This window comes from Sphingobacterium sp. BIGb0116 (assembly GCF_024808035.1).
GTDB classification, from domain to species: domain Bacteria; phylum Bacteroidota; class Bacteroidia; order Sphingobacteriales; family Sphingobacteriaceae; genus Sphingobacterium; species Sphingobacterium paramultivorum.
The window spans coordinates 197608-223089 of record NZ_JANUDT010000001.1 but is presented as its reverse complement, the minus strand read 5'-3'; the positions used below and the strand labels follow the sequence as shown (position 1 = coordinate 223089).

The following is a 25482-nucleotide window of genomic DNA, read 5'->3' as shown; positions in this document are numbered from 1 at the left end:
AAATGAATGATGTTGGAGTAAATAGCTTTTGCTTACTTGTTTGTTGATTTTTTGTTGTGTTTTTCAATCCAGAATTTTTCGATCTCCTCCAAAGGTTTGCCCTTCGTTTCTGGCAGGAATCCAAGTACAACAAGGAATGCGATGGCACAGAAAAATGCAAACAACCAGAACGTATAGCGGGCGCCCCAGGAAGCGAGAAGAATGGGAGTTAGCTGTCCCACGATAGCATCGGAAATCCACATCACCATAATACTGATACCCATGGCGCGAGCCCGGATGGCATTTGGGAAGATTTCGGCTGCGACGACAAATTTTAGTGGGCCAATGGAAAAAGCAAAGAAAAATAAGAAGGAAAGTATAGCGATAATCAATGCGATATTATTGACTTGACCTTGATTAAAAAGATAACCAGTAACCAGCAAACTCAGGGTAGCACCTACAGTTCCCAAAAGATATAAGGGACGTCTACCCCAATTATCAACCTTCCAGATTGCGAAGAAAGTAAATAGCACATTGGCAGCTCCAAAGAATAACTGGGCATGATAGGAGTTGTTTAATGAAATACCTGATTCAAGCAATATGCTCGGACCATAATAAACAATTGCGTTGATTCCACTGAGTTGTGAAAATAAAGGGAGGAAGAGGCCCAATAGAAAGGCCTTGCGATAAATAGGAGAGAACAGATCACGTAGATTTCCTTTCGAGGAAACATTGCTAACCTCTTGTATATCCGATAGTCCTAATGTGGCACTGATCGCTGCAACTTCAGTGTTTCGTCCATTTTTAGAAAGCCAACGCGGACTTTCAGGAATAAAGTAAACTCCAATGCATAACAATAAAGCCGGTATTGCGCCAACTAAAAACATAGTTCGCCACAGTTCATTTTGCTGGGTGGAGGTATATTCAAGAATCAAGTAATTGCTGATATAGGCAAATAGGATACCGAATGTAATAGCGAGTTGATAACAGGTGACTGATCTTCCTCTAAATTTGCTTGGCGATATTTCCGCAAGATATAAGGGCACAACAATTGAGGCTATTCCAACACCAAGGCCCCCAATGCTTCTACTTGCAATCAATATGCTGTAAGAAGGACTGAATCCACAGCCAATTGCTGAGAATAAAAAAAGCAGGGCCGCAGTAATAAAGGCGGGTTTTCGGCCGTATTTATCTGTTAATGGTCCTGTGAAAAATACACCAACAATACAGCCTAGCAAAGCTGAACTGACAAAAACGCCCTCTTGAGCAGGAGATAGTCCGAAAAATTGCTTCACCAACGGCAAAGCACCTGCAATTACAGCCATATCGAAACCGAAAAGGAGTCCTCCAATTGAAACGATACATAAAATGATGATAAATTTCTTTGACATCTGCGGTTTATATTAATATGTATATACATACAAACATATATCTATTTTTTTAATTATGCAAAAAATCTTATTTTAGCACAAGCAATCCAAATGATGAATTTAAAAATAGATCATAAAAGTCCTGTTCCGCTGCATATACAAGCTGAGAATTTGTTACGCGAATTAATTAAGCAGCCTGAATATATAGAGGGTAAGTTATTACCCAATGAAATTGAATTAGCAAAAAGATTGGCAATTTCCCGTTCTACTTTGCGTTTAGCGATCAATAAACTTGTATATGAGGAGCTGCTCATTAGAAAGAAGGGGATAGGAACGAAGGTGACTAGTTCTAAATTCAGTTCAAAATCCAAAAATTGGTTGAGTTTCTCACAAGAGATGAAAAATCGTGGGATTGAGGTGAAGAATTTTGAGCTTCACGTCAGCTGGGTTGTTCCGGATAAAGCTGTTTCGAAGTTTTTTAATGTAGATGAGGACCAGAAGCTATTAAAACTAGAACGTTTGAGAGGAAAGAAAGATGACCCATTTGTTTATTTTATCTCTTATTTCCATCCGCGTATAGGTTTAAACGGCGATGAAGATTTTAAGAGACCTTTATATGAGATCTTAGAAGCAGATTATCATGTCGTTGCAGATCTTTCTCAGGAAGAGTTGGATGCAATGGCTGCAAATAAATTTATAGCGGATAAATTGGAGATTAATATCGGTGATCCTATTTTGTCCCGCAAGCGCTTTGTATTTGACCAATCTGGAAAGCCAATTGAATATAATTTAGGGTTCTACCGTGCGGAAAGTTTTACCTATACAGTTGAAAGTAGAAGAGATTATTAAGTAAATTCACTCATCCTTTTTGAATTGATCAAGTGGATGAGTGAATAGCTAATTTATTTATTCTTTTAATGATTCTTTTCTACGGTAGTTTCTGCCCAGCTTTCTAGGAGCGCTATTGCTTTACTAAGTACTCCTGCAGAACCTTTGAATTTCCCTGATCCGCTAGGGACGTTATTTTGACCATACCATTCGTAAAATCCTTTGTTTTTCACAACCCGATCGATCATCGGTTGAAGTTCTGCATAGGCTTCTTGATAAAAGCCGTTTAAAACGAGTTGCTGGATCATCCGTCCGCCAAACCAGGTCCAATCACCACCATTTTGGTATTGGTAAGGCTGAGCCATTCCTCCGATGAAAAATCCAACTGGATAGGTTGGGTATAAGGTCAATCCAATACTCGGCATGCCCGATAACCGGACGTTTTCCAGCATTTGCGTATTGACTGTTTTTATTTCTGAAGCGGAAAGTAACCCGGCTTCTATAGCGATGGCGGTGCCCCCATGATAATGGATCGTATTTTCATCAAATCCTTTTGGGATAGGAGATGTCTTAGGGTAGATATGAGGGATGAATTTTTGTTTTTTCTTATCCCATAAATGACGTCTACTGTTTGTTTCGAGACTCTTTTTTAATCCCTTCCATTCTGTCACCTTCGGAGAGTTGGGCTGGATATCAATCAATGTCTGCAATGCAATAATAAACATCGCGTTGTCATAAATATCGATCGCCTCATTGGAGAGCTCATTCCAGTCACAACCAAAGCTATCGTTGGGTTGTACATCTCCCCAATCTGCTGTCATCGCACCCCAAAGCAATTGATACTTGTGGTTGAACCGTTCTCTTTTCAAATAATCCAACATGAGTTGGATACGATCTTTTACAGAAATTCCACCGATAGACTCCTCCAGGATACTGTAATCCTTTGTTTTCCGGATATATTTACCAAGCAGTTGGATGAGTGACGTTTCCTGGTCTGTTTCTACTGTATTTTTAAATCCAACATGGCCTGGCGCATTTTCTGAATAATAAGGTGTATCATCGTGCCAGGTAAAATCCTTCTTAAGGACATAGCCGTCTACCATTTCACCATTAGGCTGTTGCATCTGAAAGAATACTAAAATGGCTCCTCTAATGTCCGCTTGGGACCGCTCTTCCAATGCGGTTTCAATAAATGTATTGAGATCCCTAGCCCAAATTTGTGAGTAGCCACTTCCCGCATTGAAACCTTCTTTGATGACCTCTCGGGAAAGGCTGTCCACATATTTTAGGTTTTGATCCGCTAGAATGCTTTTTGCCAACTTAAGTTGAGCGATACGGTCAGGTTTTGTTTGTTGTGCTGATAGTTGGGTTCCGAGTAACAGAAGTATTAGACTAAAAAATGTGTTGTTTTTTTTCATTGTGGTTTTATTGTAATTAATTAGGGTTGACAAGTGTAGCTGTCAATAATTTGTATCTATTTCAGGGTTAATTTGCATCTACTTCAGGGCTTTTGATCGAAGATCAGCCGTCCAATGTGTATTTTTTTTGAATTTATTTACTGGTTATGTTTTTAGTATGTGTGTACAATCAAAGTTATGGAAAAATGTCAGTATTTAAGTTTTAATAACGTTTTATTTGGTTAGTATTTAAAATTTTACAAATTTAGGCTTTGTGGTGAAGCCTTTTCCGTAGTTAAATTGAGTAAGAAAACAGAACTCATGTTTATACATACTCTATTTTTTTGTAAGTTTGCTGTAGAACCTAATTGAGAACAATGGTAAAGCGTATCATTTATTATTTTTGTAGTTTATTTGTTAGTACGGCAGCTGTTTTTGCACAGCAGAAAACAGATTTGACCGTTTTTGTAAAACCTAATATTGGATCCGTCCATAGCCGGTATTTCTTTTATACACCAGCAGCAGTACCTTTTGGAATGGCTAAGCTCGCTCCGAGCACAAATGGAAGCTATGGGAACAAGTCGGGCTGGGAAGCTGTGGGGTACGATGATAGGCATGGGTCAATAGAAGGATTCGCTAATTTTCACGAATTCCAAGTAGGCGGAGTGGTATTTGCACCGTCCGTTGGAAAATTGAAGACAACTCCTGGTCAACTTGATCGTCCACAAAGCGGCTATCGTTCTGCTTTCGATAAGAAAGATGAGTTTGCTACTTCTGGCTATTACCGCGTCAAGTTAAAAGATTATAATATACTTGCGGAGCTCACTGCAACCAAGCGCGTCGGTTTTCATCGGTATACTTTTCCAAAAACTGAAGAAGCCAACCTTATTTTCGATATTGGTCATGTTATGGGGGAAAGTGGCCCAGTCGTTGATGCTGAAGTGAATTATGACAAACAGCACGTCTGGGGATATGTGGTTACCAATCCTGTATACGTACAAAAATATCAGCAGGGTGCTCATGTTAAGATGTTTTTCTTCGCGGAGATAAACAAACAGCCTAAATCTTTTGGAACATTTAGAGATTCCACGACTTTCGATCAACATAGCCGTATAAAAGGAAAGGGGGCAGGCTTGTTCCTGAAATTTGATACCCAAGTAGGGGAATCTATCGAAGTCAAGACCGGTTTGTCTTATACATCTGTGGAAAATGCACAACTGAATTTGCTTAAAGAAGCAAAGGATATGTCGTTTGATACTGCAAAGAGAAATGCCTTGAAAACCTGGAATAGTGAACTGGGAAGAATTTTGGTAGAAGGTGGCAAAGTGGACGACCGCATTAAATTTTACACTGGATTGTATCATGCTTTACTTGGTCGTGGGCTTGCAAGCGACGTCAATGGTGCTTACCCCAAAAATGATGGCTCGGTAGGGCAGATTGCCTTAAATAAACAAGGGCAACCTATTCATCATCATTATAATACCGATGCGATCTGGGGTGCATTTTGGAATTTGACACAGTTGTGGTCCATTGCTTATCCGGACTATTACAACGACTGGATTCAGAGTCAATTGTTGGTCTATCGCGATGCCGATTGGTTAGGAGACGGTATTGCCAACAGTAAATACGTTTCGGGTGTAGGGACTAATTTTACAGGTTTGGCAATTGCAGCGGCGTATAATGTGGGTATTCGTGACTATGATGTGAATCTTGCCTATGCTGCGGTGCGTAAAAATGAATTGGAAGCGAAGGACCGCCTGCCTGGAGCAGGAAAGTTAGATGTAGGAGTTTTCGTTCGCAAGGGCTATTCACCCTATATAAAAGATGATAATGGCAGTCCCGAATTAATGACCAATGGATCTCCTTTTGGTGCTTCGCATACCTTGGAATATGCTTTTTCTGCCGGCGCAGCCGCACAATTTGCAAAATCATTGGGGCACCAAAAAGACTACATTAAATTTCAGGGATTATCCGATGGATGGCGCAATCTGTACGATACCACGACGAAGTTTATGCGACCAAAGGATAGTACTGGGCGATTTATTTCAAACTTTAACCCTTATGAACCATGGCGTGGATTTCAGGAGGGAAATGCTTGGCAGTATACCTTCTATGTTCCGCATGTCCCACAAGAATTGGTTAAACTGGTTGGAAAGGATCTGTTTAATCAGCGGTTGGATAGTATTTTTACCGTGTCGCAGAAGAATGTGTTTGGAGGTGGTACACAAATTGACGCTTTCGCAGGGATTGAAAGTCTTTATAATCATGGTAATCAACCAAACCTGCATATCTCTTGGCTGTTCTATTTTTCTGGTAGACCTGATTTAAGTCAGAAATGGGTACGGGCAATTTGCAATGAATTTTATGGTAATGATGCAATACATGGCTATGGCTACGGACAAGACGAAGACCAAGGACAGCTTGGAGCGTGGTATGTCTTGTCGAGTATCGGTCTATTCGATGTCCGAAGTCTCACCACCGAGAAACCCGCACTTCAGATTGGCGCGCCACTTTTCGATCGGGTAACGATACAATTACCGGAGAAATTAAGAAAAAATAAATTTATCATTCAGGTGAAGAAAGAGCAGCCCAATAGTTATATTGTTGATCAGGTTCGGTTGAATAACCGCCTGTGGAAAGGTTGGCAGCTTCCTTTTGAACGCCTGGTAGAAGGTGGGATTTTAGACCTCAAGTTGAAAGACAACTAAATTTAAGCAATAAAAAAATAGCCCCATTCGGGGCTATTTTCAAGGTAGGTTGGTTTGTTGATTGCCTACGCGATTTCAGCAATAAAATTGCCCTCTTGATCCAAATCAGCTTTGTGAGCTGCGATTTGTTGAAGATTAATATGTCCTATGACATATTTGAAATCTGGTGCGTAATATCGTTCTGTGATTTCACTGAAATTTAACTTTTCAATCAGTGTATCATCTGTGTATCTCAAATAAACCTTAATTAAATAATCTTGGCTATAATTTAATGTGCTGGATTCTAAATGTTTTTTATATTCATAACGGTATCCATAGCGAAGGGCAGCGATATCCGATAGCACAGCAGAGCCCGTCGGGTGTCCACCTGCTCCTTTACCATAGAAAAATTGCTCGTCTGCAAAGGCAGCTTTTACCAATACACCATTGTTCTCATTTTCTACATTATAGAGCATGCTCTCTTTGCCTACTAGGCGTGGTAATACATAAAGTACAACTTTGTTGCCATCGATCTCTTTTGCTGTTGGTATCAATTTGATCTTGAGGTTCTTTTCTTTAGCAAAACGAATATCTTGCTGTCCCAATTTGTCAATACCAATATTAAAGACATCGTCTGGTTTGACATAGATTCCGTACGCATGGGAAGCAACAATACATACTTTAAATTTTGGGTCAAATCCACCTACATCCAGGGTTGGATCTGTTTCTGCAAAACCAAGTTCTTGCGCTTTCTTTAAAGCGTCTGTATATTGCTGGTTTTCATTGAAAACTTTAGATAAAATATAGTTGGAAGATCCATTAAAAATACCGCTGACAGAATGAAGTAATTCATTGTCATAGTACTCTTCTAAATTCCGTATAATGGGAATACTTCCGCAAACGGCACCTTCATACAATAAACTGGTGCCATATTCATGTTGGATATCAACCAGTTCTTCCAGGTGGCTGGCAATCATTTTTTTATTGGCAGATACCACATTTTTTCCCGATTTCAAGGCACGAACAGTTAGTTGATAGGCTGCTTCGGCATCATCTATTAGTTCGACAACAGTATTAATTTCTGGGTCACCTAAAATTGTTTCGGCATCGGTAGAAAATAAATCTGCTGGTAGCGAGCGCTTTTTATCTCCGTTTTTAATGACAAATTTCTTGATCTCCAGATTAAGATTTTTGGTTTTGATGATATCGTAAAGACCTTGGCCTACTACACCAAACCCAAACATCCCTATTGTTAATTTATTACTCATATCTCTTCTTAAATTCTCTTATATATATTATTTATTCTCTTATACTAATTCGTTTAGGTATTCTTTTTGTTTCCGCAGAAAGTTGCTGATGATTTTAGTGAGTTTTTTTGTTTCGATCAAAAATCCATCGTGGCCATAGGTAGATTCAATCTCCTGATAGTGGGCATTCGGAACATGTTGAGCGATGAATTGTTGCTCTTGTGGAGGAAACAACAAATCTGTATTGACGCTCAGTACTAAAGTTGGACAGTCAATGCTCGCTAAAGCGGATTCGATAGATCGTCTTCCCCGACCTAAATTATGGCTGTCCATTGCTTTGGTTAGGAAGTAATAGCTGTACGCATTATAGCGTTTCACCAATTTTTCACCCTGATAGTTTTGATAGGAGGATGCTTTATAATGATCGAGTTTTTCGTTATCATCCTCCTTTTGTGTGTTGGCATACGTTGTATAGTTGCGGTAAGACAACAGTGCCATAGCGCGTGCAACTTTTAAACCCTTAGCTCCGCCATCGGGATGATTGGCGTAAAAGGTTCGATCAGTTGTAATGGCAAGACGTTGACTTTCATTGAATGCAATACCCCATGGTGAATGGACGGCATTTGTTCCAACGACGATTAGATGGTTGATGGCTATACTGTGCGATACGGCCCATTCCAATGCTTGTTGACCGCCCAATGAGCCGCCAATAAGGATCTCTATTTGTTTGATATCCAGGTGGTCTGCAAGAAATTGATGTGCATTGACCAAATCCCTTACTGTAAATTCAGGAAAAGATAGGTAGTAAGGCTGTCCAGTAGCTGGGTTTACAGATAGCGGATTACTGCTATTATATGCTGATCCTATGACATTGGCGCAGATAATATAATAATCGTTTGAATCAAATAATTCACCTGTTCCAAAAAGACCGGACCACCAATCCAGTACATCTGCATTAGCCGTAAGTGCATGGCAAACCCAGATCACATTACTGCGATCTGCGTTGGGTTTGCCAAATGTTTCATAACTGATTTGTAAATCAGTAAGCTCTCTTCCATTTTCAAATACAAAAGGCTCCGGGTGCAGATAAATATGCTTACTCATTTTACGTTTAAGTTTAAGCCGAAAAAATCTGATTATTTAATTTTATCAAAAGCTTGTTGTAAATCAGCTTTGATGTCATCAATATGTTCTATTCCTACAGAAAGGCGTAATAAACCTTTGAACACTCCAGCATTGGCTTGATCTTCATCACTCAATTGTTGGTGAGTAGTCGCTGCTGGATGGATAATCAATGACTTCGTATCACCGACATTGGCCAAGTGACTGATCAATTCTAAGCTGTCGATAAAGCTATTGGCCTTCTGTGCTGCGTCACCCTTGAGCTGGAAAGAAAGCACCGCACCATAGCCATTTTTAAGGTATTTTTGTGCGTTAGCGAAGCTCGGAGAGCTTTTTAAGCCCGGATAGTTTACTTTTTCTACCTGTGGATGCGCCTCAAGCCATTTAGCTACCTCTAAAGTGTTATCTACATGGCGTTGCACCCGTAAAGACAGCGTTTCAAGCCCTTGTAATAATAAGAATGAATTGAAAGGGGAGAGTGCTGGCCCGAAATCCCGAAGCCCTTCCACACGTGCCCGAATGGCAAATTGAATATTTCCAAACGGTCCGCCTTCACCGAAAACTTCGGAAAAAACTAAGCCATGATAGCCTTCAGATGGTTCGGAAAATTGAGGGTATTTTCCATTGCCCCAATTGTAGTTTCCGCCGTCGACGATGACACCGCCAATGCTTGTGCCATGTCCACCGATCCATTTAGTAGCCGATTCAACAACCACATTCGCACCGTACTCCAAAGGTTTAAATAAATAACCCCCAGCTCCAAAAGTATTATCGACGATTAATGGTAAGTCATATTTTTTTGCTACGGCAGCAATTTTCTCAAAGTCTGGAATATTGAAACTTGGGTTTCCAATTGTTTCAACATAGATGGCCTTTGTTTTATCATCAATGAGGGCTTCAATTTTATCTGCCTCGGCGTCCGTTGCAAATCGAGCTTCGATGCCCAGGCGTTTAAAAGAAACTTTAAACTGGTTAAATGTACCGCCGTATAAGTTGGATCCGGCAACAAAATTGTCACCACTTTCCAAGATATTATTTAAAGCTATAAACTGTGCTGCCTGGCCAGATGCAACAGCAACAGCTGCGACTCCACCTTCCAGTGCCGCAATACGTTGTTCGAAAACATCCGTAGTAGGATTCATAATCCGTGTATAGATATTGCCGAACTGCTTTAATGCAAATAAGTTTGCGCCGTGTTCGGCATTTTCAAATACAAAAGATGTTGTTTGATATATAGGAACTGCTCTAGATCCCGTAGTAGGATCAGCGACTTGGCCAGCGTGAACCTGAAGAGTTTCGAATTTTAAATTTTTGTTTGAAGACATAATATATCAGATTTTAAGGGTTCAAAAAGAAATTGCTAAGTAAAAAGAGAAGCATACACACCTCGTTGAAGGGTCTGTTAAATCTTTATCCAAGAAAAAGGAAATGATTTTTAACAAGCATGGAAGTGCATATGCATACGCATTCGCATCAATACAGTTGTACGATGACTTACACTTTCGCTTATCGTGTGGTTCACTTGTGTTGAACCTGAATTTTTAATGGACTTCAGTAGTTTAATAATCATTGTCTTATGTCATTTATATGCTCCAAAACGATATTGTTTTGGACAGGAATTGGCACCTTTTCAAACAAATTGAAGGTTGCCAGTGGGTCATTGAGCCAGTCTCTCGCCACTTCTTTATAAATCAAGACCTACTGATTAAGGGAGGTGTTGATTAGAAATCTTCTTTCGAAGACGACACAAATATAAACTCTTTTTTTATTAAAGCAAAAGAAAAGCTATTTTTTAGTTAAAGGAATTTTGAATAACATACCGATCGGGATCGCATATCGTCGGATGAAACCGGATAAATAACTGTCAATCGGGTATTATGATTTCTTTAAGTTGATCCGTTCCGCAATTTGATTTAAATCTGTTAAAAGAGGTTTAAGTGCATCAATTCTACTATGGATATCATACGCTAGGTGGCGATTCGTCTTTTTGCTTAACGATAACGAAAGCCCCACCAAATGGGAGTTGACCTGATAAGAGAGTGCCTGAAAATGGTGGATATGCGACCAATCTATCCATTTATGCTCGGGTTCTTTTTTCATTTGATTGATAGCGTCTGAAAACAGGGCCATGGCAGTCTGCGCTTTTTTGCGAGCCAGTCGTATATCAAAAGAACTTTGTTTCTCGTCCGACAGACGGTTATTGATGGTTTGGAAATAATGCTCGTTGTAAAGGGATACCTCTTTTGCCAGCTGAACCATGCCTGTGCTTTGGCGTACAGGTATCAAGAAATAACCTGCTATAGCCAAGAATGCTCCAATGAGTGTGAAAAGTATTCGGCTGCCTAAAATGAGATTGATATTGCCTTCGAACAAATTGAGCGCAATCACAATTCCCAAGGTAATAAAGATGACACTGACCATATAATTAGATCGGTTGAACAAAAAGAATCCGAAAAGACCTAATGCAGCTATGGTAAGGAGAGCTGGGAGAAAATGAATAGAAATTAAGCAGAATATACCAACTATTATACCCGAGAATGTGCCTACAATACGCTCTATATTACGCTTTTTTGTCATTGAAAATGCTGGTCTGGCAACAATAGCGATCGTCAGTAAGATCCAATAGGTATATTTAAAATCCAAAAATAAAATACCGATCAATGCGCCTGTTCCAAAAAGAAGAGCCATCCGAACGGCAAATCGAAAAAGCGGGTTATTCAGATGGAGTTTACTTTTTAGATCAGCAAGATTGCGCAAAGGTCGATTGATAAATTGCTGGTACTCACTGCTGTCAATCTTATCCTGAATTTCCTGATTTTGATAAAAAGCTACCTGAATTCGGTTGAGTACTTCAATAATTGCTTCGATGTTGCTTATGATCGAACATAATATACTTTTTGCTTGACCGGTCTGCTGTTCTTGAATTTCTTTTAAATCCTGTAAGAGGGCATTAATTTTAAAGTTATTGTGATATAATTGATGCGCATACCGAAACCTCTTGTTAGGTTGTGAAAAGCTATCAATTTCTAAAGCTAATAATTTGATTGTGTGACGAATTAAAGGGAGGCTGCCCGTGTCTGCAAGATTTTTGCGAATCGCATCATAGTCGTGATCAAGTGCAATAATTAACTCATGAAGGTCAATTAACCCATAAACCTGACTGAGCCAATAATTGCTTTTATGCCACTGTTGACTTATGATTTTTTTTTCTCGAAAAAGAAGAGACCTGATTTGTTCCTGTTGTTCGCTGATCAGGCCATGAATTTTGCCTACGCGACTGTACGTTATATTCAAAGGAATATTGGGATCGTAAGACTGTGATCGTATCAATAGAAATTGGGACAATCCATGAAAACCATTGGCCATCGCATGTTTTAGCGAGCGATAAGGTTGTATATAGGCTTGTAAAAGGCTAAAAAAGTAGTATATAATGGAACCTGTTGTAATCTGTAAACTAACCGCAAAAGGGTGTTGCGGGGCCATTCCGATCACAAAACTCATGAGAATCAATGTCATGTTTCCAATTGCAGCATAGCGAGCCCCAAAAATACCGTATAACGTACATATAAAACCGGCCGCTGCTAGCAGTATAACCAAGGGCCAATGATACGGAAATACAATCGCTGTAAACAATGATGCAACAAAGAAGGTGGGAATACATACGAGAGCAGAAGAAAGTTTATCTTTTCTGTTTCCAGGAGGATCTGTGAGTGTTGTTAACAACGATCCGACACCGATTCCAATAGCCGTGCTCGCTTGCGCTCCCAATAAGTAGATCGCCAAACTTGGCAAGATGCTGATGGAAACATTACGTAATGCGTCTCCAGAATGCTCGCCATGCATAAATCGTATCATAAGGATATAAATACGGTAGAATCTTTTCTTCAATGATACAGTGCTCATTAATCAGTTTACTAATTTTCTATGCAAAAATACAAATATTATGCTTAATATTTTTTGTATACAATTTATTTGTTTTGATTTTTGTTGATTTTTTGAATTTTTATTTTGATTCGATGTGCTTTTCTTGCGCTGTGCTTTTTGGAGATTCAAGATTAGCTGGGATGATTTTATCGGCTTTAGCATCGATCAGCGAATGACATGGTTTACCGATGTTATTTGGTTGTCTACCGAGTGAATCGGACGATCTATCTATTTCTACTAGTCAACGTGTAATGAATACACGAGGTTTGTTGTCATTATTATGAAGTTGACTATCCAATCGATAGCCTTAAGAAATTACATTATGAAACCACAAAAAATTAAATTGCTCTTATTTTCTCTTGTTTTATTCCTGTTTTCTATTGCCGGACCCGTTTCAGCACAGTCTGACGGGGGAAAATTACGTACAGTCGTTGTTGGACAAGACAATCAGCCTATTGTGGCTGCAAATATTTCATTGTTTCGTAAGCCCAATGATATCTTGTTAAAAGGAACTTTATCCAACGAAAATGGAGAAATTGTGTTGTCTGCGATACCCGAAGGGAAGTACAGCCTACAGGTGTCCACGGTGGGTTATGCTATTTATCGTTCTGCTGAAATGGTCGTGAGTGCGGGTGATCTCAAGGTACTGGATACGATTCGTTTACAGGTGGAAAGTAAAGTGCTGAGTGAGGCACAGGTGATCGGTAAGAAACCATTGATTGAAAGTCACCTTGATAAAGTTGTCCTCAATGTTGAAAACAGTATTTTGGCAACAGGGAATAACGCATTGGAACTCCTGCAAAAGGTTCCAGGGGTAACTTTAGACAATAAAAAGATCAATCTACGTGGAAAAAGTAATGTGATTATCATGATTGATGGTAAGCCTACTTATCTTTCTGCAGATGAAGTATCGCGATTATTGGAAAATACAGCTTCCAATGCAATAGCATCGATCGAAGTACTCACCAATCCACCCGCAAAATACGATGCAGCAGGGAATGCAGGAATTATTAATATTAAGACAAAGAAGAATACGCAATTTGGAAGTAATGTTAGTTTAAACCTCAATTTAGGGCAGGGTAAATATACAAAGGCGGATGGTGGCTTTCTAGTAAACCATCGTAACAGTTGGGTGAACTTATTTTCTTCTTATAACTACGCAAATGCCTTAGGCTTTAATGATTTAAATATCGATAGGGCTGTAGATACCAAAATCGGGACGACTTTTTTCAATTCGGATTCTTATTCGAAATTCCGCTATCGAGGCCATAATTTCAAATTTGCGGCAGATTTTAACCTGGGGAAAGAGGAGGTCATTGGATTTGTGGTTAACGGTAACGTAAGTAATGGCCATTCAACACGCGAGGGAAGCAATCTGATCGCCTCTCAAAAAGGAAAGCTTGATTCGATTGTATTAGGAAGCAATTTGTCAGATTTTAAATACCACTACCTCACTTATAATCTTAACTATAAAAAGACATTTGATACCTTAGGGACTGAATTGACCGTTAATGGGGATTATTCATATTCGAAGAATAATGACAATAGCACTGTTGGAAACCGTTTTTTGGATGCAAATTGGGAAGAATTTAAATCACCGAATATTTTCCGGAATGATATGCTTTCTAAGACCAAAATTTTGGTTTTTAAAACCGATTTTGTGCATCCTTTTAATAAAACGACGAAACTTGAGGCGGGCTTAAAATATAGCCGTGTAAAAACAGATAATAATTTGTTATACGAAGATCAGGATCAGCAAGGCGAGTTTGTGCAAAATAATGGTCAAAGTAATCAGTTTTTGTATAATGAAAATATAGCTGCAGCTTATTTCAGCCTAAATAAATCATTCGGAAAGTTTTCGGTACAAACTGGACTGCGTGTTGAAAATACAAGCTCCCTAGGAAACTCGGTGACGCTTGGGCAACAAACAAAACGTACCTATACCGATTTTTTCCCATCAATATTTGTACAGCAACAGATTAATGATGATCACAAGCTTGGTGCGAGTTATAGCAGACGTATTGACCGTCCTGATTATGGGGCATTGAATCCCTTTGTGTATTATTTGGATCAATACACGTATCAGTATGGCAACCCTTATTTAAATCCACAATATACCAATTCGTATGAAGTAAATTATACCTTTAAAGATCGCTATTTATTGAGTTTGGGCTACAAGAGGACCAATGATGCCATCACTCAGGTCATAGAAAGCAATTCGGAGACCAAAGCTATTGCACAGACAGATAGAAATCTGGCTTACTTTGATTATTACAACATGAATGTCAATATACCAGTTAAGCTTTTTAAATGGTGGAGTATTTCTAACAATGCCAGCGCTTTTTATAATAAGTTTAGTTTTGATGAGCACTCCGGAGCGCAACGCCAATTGGAAAAGTTATCTTTCCAGGTAAGTTCCAATCATGATATTCGAATTGGGAAAACAACAAATCTGGAGCTGACAGCCAATTATTTTTCGCCAGCAGTATATGGGGTATTTAGTTTTCAGTCTTACTATGGTATCGATCTAGGTGCTGGAAAAACATTTCTTGACAAAAAATTGAATGTAAAGTTGGCTGTAAATGATGTGTTGAATACAAGAGGTCAGCGCAGATTGTCGAGTTATCAGGAAAATGGATACTATCGTATACGAAATGGATATGATAGTCGGGTTATCCGATTGTCAGTTTCTTATCGTTTTGGTAATATGAATATTAAGTCAGTCAATAAGAAGGCTGGTAATAATGATGAAGATAATCGGTTAAAAAAATAGGAGCTACTGTTGTGAGGGGAGATAAGGAGCGAGAGATAGCGAACGTTTCCCTGAAACAAAAAGAGCCTGCGATATCGCAGGCTCTTTTTGTTTCAGGGAAGTTATCTTAACTTAAAAATAAGATCTCTCTCAATTTTGGAAGAGGCCATTTTTTGTCATCAACAATTTTCTCCAATTTGTTGACATGATAACGGATCACATCGAAATATGGTTTAACCGATTCATCGTAAGCGATTGATCTTTCACGTACGTCATCAATTTGGTTTGCTTTTTTACGTTCCTGACGCATTGCTTCAGCTTGCTCCAAGATGGTATTTACGTGTGTTGAAATACGTTCTACAAAGTTCAATTGAGAGCTGAATGCTGCCTGCGCTAGACCAAGGTCTTTTAATCCTTTGACATTTTCAATCAATTCGTTTTGATAAATGAAACATGCAGGAGCAATTTGGTTGTTAACCATCTCTTCGATGACACGTGCCTCAATTTGTAATTTTTTATAGAAGTTTTCAAGCAAGATTTCGTGGCGAGCTTCTGATTCACGTTTAGTATAAATACCTAGTGATTCAAACAGGGCTAAAGATTCTTCTTTTACATAAACATCTAATGCTTTAGGCGTAGATTTGATGTTAGAAAGACCACGTGCCTCAGCTTCTTTTTCCCACTCTTCGCTATATCCATTGCCTTCGAAACGGATTGCTTTTGAATCTTTGATGTATTTGCGGACAACATTTAAGATTGCAAGATCTTTTTTAATGCCTTTTTTGATTTGTTTATCTACTTCCGTTTTGAACTCGATCAATTGTGCTGCAACGATTGCATTCAATACGGTCATCGGTAAAGCAGAGTTTGCAGAAGAACCAACAGCGCGGAATTCAAATTTGTTACCAGTAAAAGCAAATGGTGAAGTACGGTTCCGGTCTGTATTGTCCAATTTTAATTCAGGAACTTTAGGAATACCATGCCATAAGTTTGCCTCTGCTTTTACTTTTTTAGCAACACGAGCAGATTCAACTTCTTCCAAAAGCTCATCCAATTGAGAGCCTAAGAAAATTGAAATAATTGCTGGCGGAGCCTCATTTGCACCTAGGCGGTGATCGTTGCTTGCACTAGCGATAGAAGCACGCATCAAATCAGCATATTCATAAACAGCTTTAATGGTATTGACAAAGAAAGTCAAGAACATCAAATTGTTTTTAGGCGTTTTTCCAGGAGATAATAAATTTACACCGGTATTTGTGATTAAAGACCAGTTGTTGTGTTTACCAGATCCGTTGACACCGGAGTATGGTTTTTCATGCAACAATACTTTGAAGTTGTGTCTTAAAGCAACTTGTTCCATGACATTCATCAACAATTGGTTGTGATCGATAGCCAAGTTGATTTCTTCGTACATTGGAGCACATTCAAATTGAGAAGGTGCAACTTCGTTGTGACGAGTCTTTAAAGGAATACCTAATTTTAAAGCTTCATTTTCCAAATCCACCATGTAAGCTAATACACGCTCTGGAATCGCACCAAAATAGTGGTCTTCCAATTGTTGGCCTTTTGCCGACATATGGCCAAATAACGTACGGCCAGTTAACTGAAGATCTGGACGAGCATTATATAAGGAAAGGTCAACCAAGAAATACTCTTGTTCAATACCAAGAGAAGCGTTTACTTTAGTGACCGATTTATCAAAATATTGAGCAACATCTGTTGCAGCTTTATCTACTGCGTTGATCGCTTTCAATAAAGGAGCTTTATAGTCTAATGATTCACCCGTATAGGAAACAAAAACTGTTGGAATACATAATGTTTTACCAGCGCCTGTTTCGTAAATGAAGGCAGGAGAAGATGGATCCCAAGCTGTATAACCTCTAGCTTCGAACGTATTACGGATACCACCGTTTGGGAAAGAAGATGCATCGGGCTCTTGTTGAACTAATGCGTCAGCTGTAAATTTTTCAATTGCTTCACCGTTTTCGTCTGGCTCAAAAAAAGCATCATGTTTTTCAGCAGTCGAACCTGTCAGCGGTTGAAACCAGTGTGTGTAGTGAGAAACGCCGTGGTTAAGTGCCCAAGTTTTCATGGCCTGTGAAATGTGTTCAGCCAAATCTCTTGAAATAATCTGTCCCTCTTCAATGGATGCAACTAACTCCTTGTATGAATTTTTAGGAAGGTAGTCTTTCATTTTGTTTACGGAAAAAACATTCTTTCCGTAGATGTCAGTTGCTTTTTTAGTTTCAACTTTTTCAAATGAAGCAATTTGGCGTGAGCCTGCTGCTTCTACTGCTTTGAATCTTAGGTTCGACATTTGTATTTTGTAGTTAAATTACAGTTTTGTTGATTTTGTTTTTCAAAAATATTGTGTTTTTATTGAAAACTGAAATTTTTTTTGATGTTTTTTGTGAAATAATTTGAAAATTATGGTTTTTGGCTAATAAAAAAGGTGTGATTTGTATAAATCACACCTTTTTTATTGTTTTGTGTTATAATTCGAATCCCCAGTCTATTCCTTTTTCGGTGGCAGGTACTCCTTTCTTCATCCAAGCAGGAGCGGGGGCACCTTTTAGGAAATGATCGAAGAATTGCTGTTCCCGAATTTGTATATCCTTGCGGTTTTGTCGGAGTATGAGGTTATGTTCATCACCATTATAATTCAGCATCCATACAGGTTTGTTTAATCGGCGCAATGCAGTAAACATTTCAATGCCTTGATACCATGGCACGGCCCCATCATTGTCATTGGCCATAATGACAACGGGAGTTTTAACTTTATCCAAATGGAATAAAGGTGAGTTTTCGATGTACAGTTCCGGAGCTTCCCATAGGGTTTTTCCGATGCGGCTTTGTGTATGTTCGTATTGGAATTGGCGCGACATACCGGTTTGCCAGCGTATTCCGCCATAGGCAGATGTCATGTTGACAACAGGAGCACCAGTCCAAGCCGCAGCATACATATTGGTCCGCGTAATGAGGTGAGCAACTTGATAGCCGCCCCAACTTTGCCCCTGTATTCCCATTTTCGTACTATCAACCCATGCATTCTGAGCGAGGTTTCTCATCCCCGAATTGATGTATTCTTCAGCTGATTGACCCGGGTGACCTGTTTTGTAGCTTATATTTGGTGCAAATACAAGGTATTCGTTACTTACAAAATAGGGGATGTTCAAACGTGATGGTGTAGGAGCAGGAGGTTGATACGTATATAATCCATCTGAAAGCTTTTCATAGAAGTAAGCTATAATGGGATATTTTTTTGCAGGATCAAAATTTTCTGGTTTATAAAGAATTCCCTCCGCCTGATTTCCTTCAGGCGTTGTCCAATGAACAAGTTCTGCTGTACCCCAATTGTAATTAGCCTGTTGGGGGTTAATATTGGATAGCTGTAATTCGTCTTTGAACTTAATTGTATTGGTATATATATTAGGTGAATTCATATAATCCTCTTTACTGTACAGTATCGTTTGTTGATCTGCCGAAGAGCTGATATTCTTAAACGTTTTTGCCTCTACCAAAAGACTTTTAGGATCGCTATGCTGTCCCTTGAACTGGTAGAAACCAGATTCTTTGGTTTTATTGTCAAAAGACGTTAGAAAACCACCCTTTTTATAGTCTAGTGTTGTGGCTTGTTCGCGATCTTCTTCTCTTTTTAAAGGCAAGTAGCGGAAAGTTGTCTGCGAAGCAGCCCCATAGCCGTTTGTCAAGATGGATTTGTTGGATCCGTCCAAGTTAAAATACCAGATATCATATCTCGAATTGACGTAAATCCCTTTAAAGTCTGGGCTCCATGCTGCCATGCCGTATCCTTGTGCTGAGGTAGGCATATCATTTTCCTCGTCGGCAAAGGACGCAGGTATACCGTCATTTAGAACTGTTTTTTTCTTTGAACTAACCTGATAGGAATTCCAGGTTCCTTTATCTTGGTCGAAATATACGATGTATTTTGCGTCAGGACTTAAGATTGCATTTCCTGAAAAGTCTGAAAGGATTAACTCTTTATTTCCTGTTTTTGTCGAAACCAGATAGATGTCATCTCTTGTACTACCTTCCCATTGACTTGCGATGCGCTTGCCAAAATCAGTACGCGCTAAGACATACTCTTCATTTCCATCCGGTGTAAGTGCCGTGGAGTTGAATGTTTGGTCCGTAAGGGGGATAATGTTACGATTGTATTTGGGGTAAGTGACCGCTAAGAAGTTTCTTGCAAGGTCTTTCTTTAAATTTACCAACTGCATTGGTTGTAAATAATCGTCTTGCCAGTTCCAAACGTCTACTTTAGCATGCTCAAAATCAACCAAAGTGGTGTCTTTGACACGAGGTATTGGTGCTATGCCGAAAAATAACTTCTCTCCATTTTTGCTGAAACGGATATCCCCATCCCCGCTAACGGCCCAGTTTTTAGGTATACCATTGCTGGTTTTTGTTGCGAGATATTGGGCTGTATCTATACCATTTGAATAGTAATATAAATTATAATTTTTCAGCAATGCCTTTTCATTGGAGAGATCCCCTAGGTAAGCGAGCTGGTTGCCTGATTCATCAAATTTGAAATTTTTATAATTGCCTTTTCCATTTGATATCTTTTTGAGCTTTTTAGTTGCTATTTCGTAGAGGTAGACTCCAGATTCTTTTGACAGGCTATCTTTCGAATCTGTTTTTTTTGAAAAAACAATTTTTGATCCGTTTTTATTCCATTCGTATTGGTCTACGGATGAAAATTGTACCGAATCACCGGAATTTAAATCATATAAAGCAAGCGTTGCAACTGTTTTTTTCTTTTTATCGCTGCTTTTCTTTGCCGATGTGGCATCATTAGCCGTTTTTGTTTCAGATTTTTCATTTATTTCCTTGTCGAAAAGAAAAGAGACAAAATTGTTGTTATGATCGGCAATTTTGTAAGATTTTACCTGCGCAAATTTGACAAGGGATGAAGTCGTTAAATTGTAGATCGCCAATGAATCTTTTGGGAGTTCTTCGACTTTCTTCTTTTTGATTTTGGCTTCGCGGGTTACGGCAAATGGTGCTTTGACCAAACTTAGCAGATGGTTTTCGGTATCTGTCAGTTTTCCATTATATCCACGGGGAATTTGAATGAGTTCTTTGTTTTCTTTGGTTTTGAGAAAAAGCTGATTATTGCCTTCTTGTGGAACGACCTGAAACAGGACAAATTTTCCCGATTTACTGATATAGGGCGATGATACGCTTTGCCAACTATCATATACCGTATGATCCAATGGTTTCTTTTGTGCATGGGCAGCGAATGCTGCCAGAAAACAAAATGGAATACAGATACTTTTCTTATTCATATTTTAAACCTTTTTGTCGCAATTTATTCATAAAAAATAAATAAACATCGATTTTTTGGTATATTCATTGTTACGTAAACATAAAAAACTGGTTATGAAATCATCATCCGCTGTTATTATTTCGATTATAATGGGCGCTGTGCTCTTGCTTGGCACCTGGATATTGGGTACAGCTTATCGCTATAAGTTTAAATCGACGCAGACAATCACTGTTAATGGTAATGCCAAAAAAGATTTCGAATCTGATCTAGTCAAATGGAGTGCTACTTTTAGCCGAAAGAATTACGAATTGAGTGCTGCTTCAGCACAACTGGCCACTGATCGTGATTTGGTGCGGGATTTTTTAGTACAACAGGGGGTTAAAGCCGACGAGATCCGTTTCGAAGCCGTTAATATTGCCAAAGATTTCGAATATCATACAGATGGAAAGGGGAATGGTTATAATACTTTTTCCGGTTATACCTTATCGCAGGCCGTAAGTGTCGAATCCAAAGACTTAAATAAAGTGGACAATGCCTCACGAGAAATATCGACATTAATTTCCAAAGGGATAGAACTTAGCTCCAGCACCCCCAATTATTATTACTCCAAGCTAGAGGATCTGAAATTGGAACTTATTTCACAGGCTTCAAAAAATGCACATCAACGTGCAGACAATATTGCAAAGGAATCGAATGCCGGATTAGGTAATCTGGTAAAGGCTGATCTCGGAATTTTTCAGATAACAGGACAAAACGACAACGAAGAGTACTCTTCTGGCGGTGCATTTAATACAACCTCGAGAAAAAAAACAGCTAATATCACGGTTAAAGCAAGTTTTTTGAGTAACTAATGAAAAATTATTCGACTGAATTTCAGTTCTATATTGGTTTTCGTTGAAAATTTGTTCAAAAAGTTTTCTCCTTTTCAATAAAAAACCTACTTTTGCATCATCCCAAACGGATATGCCCGGATGGCGGAATTGGTAGACGCGCTGGTCTCAAACACCAGTGGGAAACCGTGCCGGTTCGACTCCGGCTCCGGGTACTAAAATCCTCTTTACTTACTGTAAAGAGGATTTTTTTGTGCGTCTATGCTGCATCTGACCTGAAGATTGCCACAAGTTCCGGATTATAGCTAATCAAGGTAGGTACTAAAACAGATACATCCTAATATCAACTTATATCTAATAACAATTTTCAATCAATCTTTAGACAGTGATCAGTCAGTGCTTATTCAATTTGTACTGAATGATCACTGAACAATCACTGAACGATCACTGAGCAAGCACTGAATAAGCATTGTCTCAAGATCTAACTTGGTCACTATTTGATTCTAAGTTGCTGCAGCTATTGCTTGTTCTTTGGTGTTTCTTCGCTTATTGTAGCTACTTTCATTAGACCTTCCTCGGTATTCGTTTGCCGTTTCTTTGGTGTTTCTTTGTTTATTCTTTGGTATTTTAACGATAAAACAGCAATAAAACAGCAATAAAATAGCACAGAAACGGTAAAGTAAGTGTAATCTTGAACCAGACTTGTAGATAAGAAAGATAAATTAACTACCGTCGAAATGGCAATAAGATGGGCTTTTTTTTATAAACTTTCTTTAATCTGAATATTCTTGTTTAAATTGGAAATACCAAATATAAACTTGGATGAAAACAGTTTTTTTATCGCTGGCACTGCTGTGTTTTTTCATTACTCAGGGGCAAGTAGGGTTTGTCTTAAACAGGAAAAAGAATGTTAAAATTCCTTTTCTTTTCGTACATAACCTGGTGATTATCCCTGTACAGGTAAATGGATATATGATGAACTTCCTGTTGGATACGGGGGTTAAAGAAACCATGATATTTGGCGAAACATTAAAGTCAATTGATAGCGCTGTTTTTGTTAATAAATTTCAGGGATTGGGTAGGGAAGAGGGGTTGGATGGCTATTTATCCATACATAATCAGGTGAATATTGCTGGGGTATATGAAGATTTAGACCAACCGATCTATATTCTTCAAAATGCGCATATTGATATCTCTACTCGGATAGGAGTGGAAGTTAATGGAATTATGGGAAGTCGCTTTTTTGAAAACCAAATGATGGAAATGGATTTTCAAAAACATCGTATTACCTTATATGCCAAGGCGAACCGGCCCAAGGGACTTGACAAGATGCAGCGTTTGCCGCTGGATATTTTAAATAGTCGTCCCTATACTTCGGTTGCTTTTAAACAGGGTGATGTTTCTATTGATGGTCGTGTATTGATCGACATGGGAAATAGTGATGCCTTAATGCTTATTCCTTCAAAGCTAAACAATTTTGATATTAAGCCCCCATTTATTGATGACTACATAGGGCAGGGTTTTAACGGTGAGATTTATGGAAAAAGAAATCGAATCCGATCGCTCGAACTTGGGCCGTTTACAATGAACTACCCCTTGGTAGCCTATCCCGAATTGAGTTCGTTACAGCATGCAACATTTGTGAGCGAAAGAATAGGTTCCATTGGAAACGAGTTGTTACGCCGATTTAAGGTCGTATTCGATTATCCCAACAAGTCGATATATCTTCATAAGAATAAAGATTTTGATCGCTTTTATTATCTGAATATGAGTGGCTTGGAGATTATACATGATGGCATTAAATACGAAAAAGAAGAAATACCTGTCGTTCTGCAAAAAGATGGCGGCACAGAGGTAAGAATGGGCAACAGCGTACAGTATCGCTTTGTACTTCGAAATATGTACAAAATTGCGACCGTTCGTGATGGTTCGCCTGCGGCAATCGCAGGACTAATACCCGGAGATAAGGTTGTACGGATCAATGGTAGATCTGCATCGTCATTTTCCCTGGAGTCAATTCACAATCTTTTTAAATCAGAAGAGGGAAAGGAAATGTATTTTCGAGTGACCAGAGGCGAGAAGACACTCGATTTTAAATTTGTGTTAAAGGATCCGCTTCCATTTAACTCGGATTAAATTTTCGCGAATTTTTCTATTTTAAACTGAACTTACTTATATTTGCACTTGATAATAATATTTTAATAATTTAAACACGAAAAGATATGTTGGTCGCTAGAATAATAACACAGCAAGCTTTTAAGGCAAATGGATTTGCCGAAAGCAATCTTCGTGCTTTTCGTCCTATTTAAGATATTCTTCGAAATAGGAGCGCATCATGTTTGTTCAATCCGCTGGAGTGAATAATCAGGTCGCTTTACTTCTTTTGAAAAACCAATTTATACAGATGAAAAAGCCGAAGTTCATTCGGGCTTTTTAATTTTCCGGATTTTCGTTTCTATTTAGATAGTCAAAGCTCTTCAGGGATGCAGCGTTTTAAAAAAACAGGTGCGTTCGACTCTATAGGAGTAATTGACTGTGCATTAAGAAAAATGCTTAATAGAATCGTAATCCCTAAAAGAATATTCCCGAAATTTTTTCAAAAAGGCTGCCGATTTCCAAGAGGAAATTGATGGCTAATTATTTATATTTTTTATAAAAATGGGAAGTAAATTATCTGGAAAAGATCTAGTAAAAATAGGTTTTCCACAAAATAATATAGTTAATACAGCTTTAGGGCTGATCACAAGGTATCGAAAGAGGGAAAATAAAGAAACCATTCTTCTTGAACTTGCTGAGTTGATAGAAGCTCCGCAGCGATTTATGGCGCATAAAATATGGGGAAAGGTCTCTGAAGGACTTGTTAAACCTGTTGAAGTACGCATGCAGGAGCTTCATTCACATTGTGCTCCATTTAGCATATTTGGTGAAAATGAAATTGATGAGCAGGCAAAAAGACAATTGTATGATGCACTGAGATTGCCTATTTCAAGACAAGGTGCACTGATGCCGGATGCACATACAGGTTATGGCCTTCCCATCGGTGGGGTACTGGCCACAGAAAATGCTGTTATACCCTATGGTGTAGGCGTAGATATTGGTTGTCGGATGAGCCTGTCGATATTCGACTTACCAGGCAGTTATTTCAAAGGGAGGGAGTTCCAACTGAAAAATATATTGAAGGAAAACACCAAATTTGGTTTAAATGACACTCATCGTGATAAGCATGACCATGTTGTTTTCAGTAGAACTGAATTTCAGGAAATCCCACTATTAAAATCCCTGTTGGGTAAAGCTTACAGACAATTTGGGACTTCTGGTAGTGGAAATCACTTTGTCGAATTGGGCATTGTTGAGCTTCAAACCGTGCGGGAGGAATGGGGGATAAATCCAGGACAGTACTTGGGGATTTTATCCCATAGTGGCTCTCGAGGTTTGGGGGCGAATATCGCTAAGCATTACACAAGCCTTGCGGCGCAACAATGTCCATTACCACGTCATGTCCAACATTTGGCCTGGTTGGATTTAGCAAGCCAAGAAGGACAAGAATACTGGATGGCAATGAATTTGGCTGGGGAGTATGCCCAAGCCTGTCATGCAGACATCCACCGACGTTTGGCTAAAGCACTTGGCGGTAATCCCGTGGTAACGATCGAAAATCATCATAATTTCGCATGGAAGGAATTAGTGAATGGGGAGGAATGCATTGTTCATCGGAAGGGAGCAACGCCTGCAGGCAAGGGCGTGCTGGGGGTGATTCCCGGCTCGATGACAGCACCAGGGTTCATTGTTGAGGGAACGGGAAACCCCTTAAGTTTACAGTCTGCATCCCATGGAGCGGGGCGTGTCATGTCGAGATCCGCCTGCAAAAATAATTTGACAAAAAGCGCTATGCTGAAAGATCTGGAAGCACATGGTGTAGAATTGATTGGCGGTGCGTTGGATGAATCACCACGTGCGTATAAAGATATTCATCGGGTGATGCAATTACAGCAGGAGTTGGTAACTGTTCTCGGAATGTTTAGTCCGAAGATTGTACGTATGGACAAATAAGGT

14 protein-coding genes, 1 tRNA gene and 1 riboswitch are annotated in these 25482 nt (G+C 39.0%); of the genes, 7 read left to right on the top strand and 8 right to left on the bottom strand.

Annotation, left to right across the window (positions count from 1 at the left end):
- Nucleotides 1–32: 32 nt before the first annotated feature.
- A complete protein-coding gene (locus M2419_RS01045) occupies nucleotides 33–1370 on the bottom strand; it encodes a sugar porter family MFS transporter (RefSeq protein ID WP_153846736.1) in 1338 nt (445 codons plus the stop codon).
- Nucleotides 1371–1460: 90 nt separating this feature from the next.
- Here M2419_RS01045 and M2419_RS01040 point away from each other — a divergent pair, with 90 nt between their 5' ends.
- The gene (locus M2419_RS01040; protein WP_228280200.1) at nucleotides 1461–2198 is read left to right on the top strand and encodes a GntR family transcriptional regulator; all 738 of its coding nucleotides are present in this window, start codon (nucleotides 1461–1463) and stop codon (nucleotides 2196–2198) included.
- Between the two features lie 65 nt (nucleotides 2199–2263).
- Here M2419_RS01040 and M2419_RS01035 read toward each other — a convergent pair whose 3' ends face one another.
- Entirely contained in the window at nucleotides 2264–3595 is a 1332-nt protein-coding gene (locus tag M2419_RS01035; protein ID WP_259254076.1) for a hypothetical protein, read from the bottom strand.
- 356 nt (nucleotides 3596–3951) lie between these two features.
- Between M2419_RS01035 and M2419_RS01030 the strand changes: the two genes are divergently transcribed.
- On the top strand, nucleotides 3952–6282 hold the full coding sequence (locus M2419_RS01030; protein WP_259254075.1) for a GH92 family glycosyl hydrolase: 2331 nt from the start codon (nucleotides 3952–3954) through the stop codon (nucleotides 6280–6282).
- Nucleotides 6283–6347: 65 nt separating this feature from the next.
- Here M2419_RS01030 and M2419_RS01025 read toward each other — a convergent pair whose 3' ends face one another.
- From M2419_RS01025 to M2419_RS01010, 4 genes are all read right to left on the bottom strand, one after another.
- Nucleotides 6348–7529: a homoserine dehydrogenase gene (locus tag M2419_RS01025; protein ID WP_153846738.1), complete on the bottom strand. Its 1182-nt coding sequence runs from the start codon at nucleotides 7527–7529 to the stop codon at nucleotides 6348–6350.
- Nucleotides 7530–7568: 39 nt separating this feature from the next.
- Nucleotides 7569–8612 carry a homoserine O-acetyltransferase gene (gene metX / locus M2419_RS01020; protein ID WP_159730824.1) on the bottom strand — a complete coding sequence of 348 codons (1044 nt, stop codon included), beginning with the start codon at nucleotides 8610–8612 and terminating at the stop codon, nucleotides 7569–7571.
- A gap of 32 nt (nucleotides 8613–8644) precedes the next feature.
- Nucleotides 8645–9955, bottom strand: coding sequence for an O-acetylhomoserine aminocarboxypropyltransferase/cysteine synthase family protein (locus M2419_RS01015; protein WP_075993185.1), 1311 nt, complete (start codon nucleotides 9953–9955; stop codon nucleotides 8645–8647).
- Between the two features lie 255 nt (nucleotides 9956–10210).
- Nucleotides 10211–10323: riboswitch (SAM riboswitch) on the bottom strand.
- 182 nt (nucleotides 10324–10505) lie between these two features.
- Nucleotides 10506–12533, bottom strand: a complete 2028-nt coding sequence (locus tag M2419_RS01010) for an FUSC family membrane protein (RefSeq protein WP_159730822.1) — start codon at nucleotides 12531–12533, stop codon at nucleotides 10506–10508.
- 343 nt (nucleotides 12534–12876) lie between these two features.
- On the opposite strand from M2419_RS01010, the gene M2419_RS01005 reads away from it, so the two are divergent.
- Nucleotides 12877–15327, top strand: a complete 2451-nt coding sequence (locus M2419_RS01005; RefSeq protein WP_182331346.1) for a TonB-dependent receptor — start codon at nucleotides 12877–12879, stop codon at nucleotides 15325–15327.
- Nucleotides 15328–15433: 106 nt separating this feature from the next.
- On the opposite strand, the gene M2419_RS01000 is transcribed toward M2419_RS01005, so the two are convergent.
- Both M2419_RS01000 and M2419_RS00995 read right to left on the bottom strand, forming a co-directional pair.
- Nucleotides 15434–17623 carry a glutamine synthetase III gene (locus tag M2419_RS01000; protein WP_088162032.1) on the bottom strand — a complete coding sequence of 730 codons (2190 nt, stop codon included), beginning with the start codon at nucleotides 17621–17623 and terminating at the stop codon, nucleotides 15434–15436.
- A 175-nt stretch (nucleotides 17624–17798) separates the two neighbouring features.
- Nucleotides 17799–20618 carry a prolyl oligopeptidase family serine peptidase gene (locus M2419_RS00995; RefSeq protein ID WP_259254071.1) on the bottom strand — a complete coding sequence of 940 codons (2820 nt, stop codon included), beginning with the start codon at nucleotides 20616–20618 and terminating at the stop codon, nucleotides 17799–17801.
- 94 nt (nucleotides 20619–20712) lie between these two features.
- Here M2419_RS00995 and M2419_RS00990 point away from each other — a divergent pair, with 94 nt between their 5' ends.
- The 4 genes from M2419_RS00990 (at nucleotide 20713) to M2419_RS00975 (ending at nucleotide 25479) form a co-directional block, all read left to right on the top strand.
- Nucleotides 20713–21450, top strand: coding sequence for an SIMPL domain-containing protein (locus tag M2419_RS00990; protein WP_120332779.1), 738 nt, complete (start codon nucleotides 20713–20715; stop codon nucleotides 21448–21450).
- A 114-nt stretch (nucleotides 21451–21564) separates the two neighbouring features.
- A tRNA-Leu gene (locus tag M2419_RS00985) sits at nucleotides 21565–21644 on the top strand.
- Between the two features lie 607 nt (nucleotides 21645–22251).
- On the top strand, nucleotides 22252–23565 hold the full coding sequence (locus M2419_RS00980; protein ID WP_259254070.1) for a PDZ domain-containing protein: 1314 nt from the start codon (nucleotides 22252–22254) through the stop codon (nucleotides 23563–23565).
- A gap of 522 nt (nucleotides 23566–24087) precedes the next feature.
- Nucleotides 24088–25479 carry an RtcB family protein gene (locus M2419_RS00975; RefSeq protein ID WP_259254069.1) on the top strand — a complete coding sequence of 464 codons (1392 nt, stop codon included), beginning with the start codon at nucleotides 24088–24090 and terminating at the stop codon, nucleotides 25477–25479.
- The last annotated feature ends 3 nt before the right edge of the window (nucleotides 25480–25482 follow it).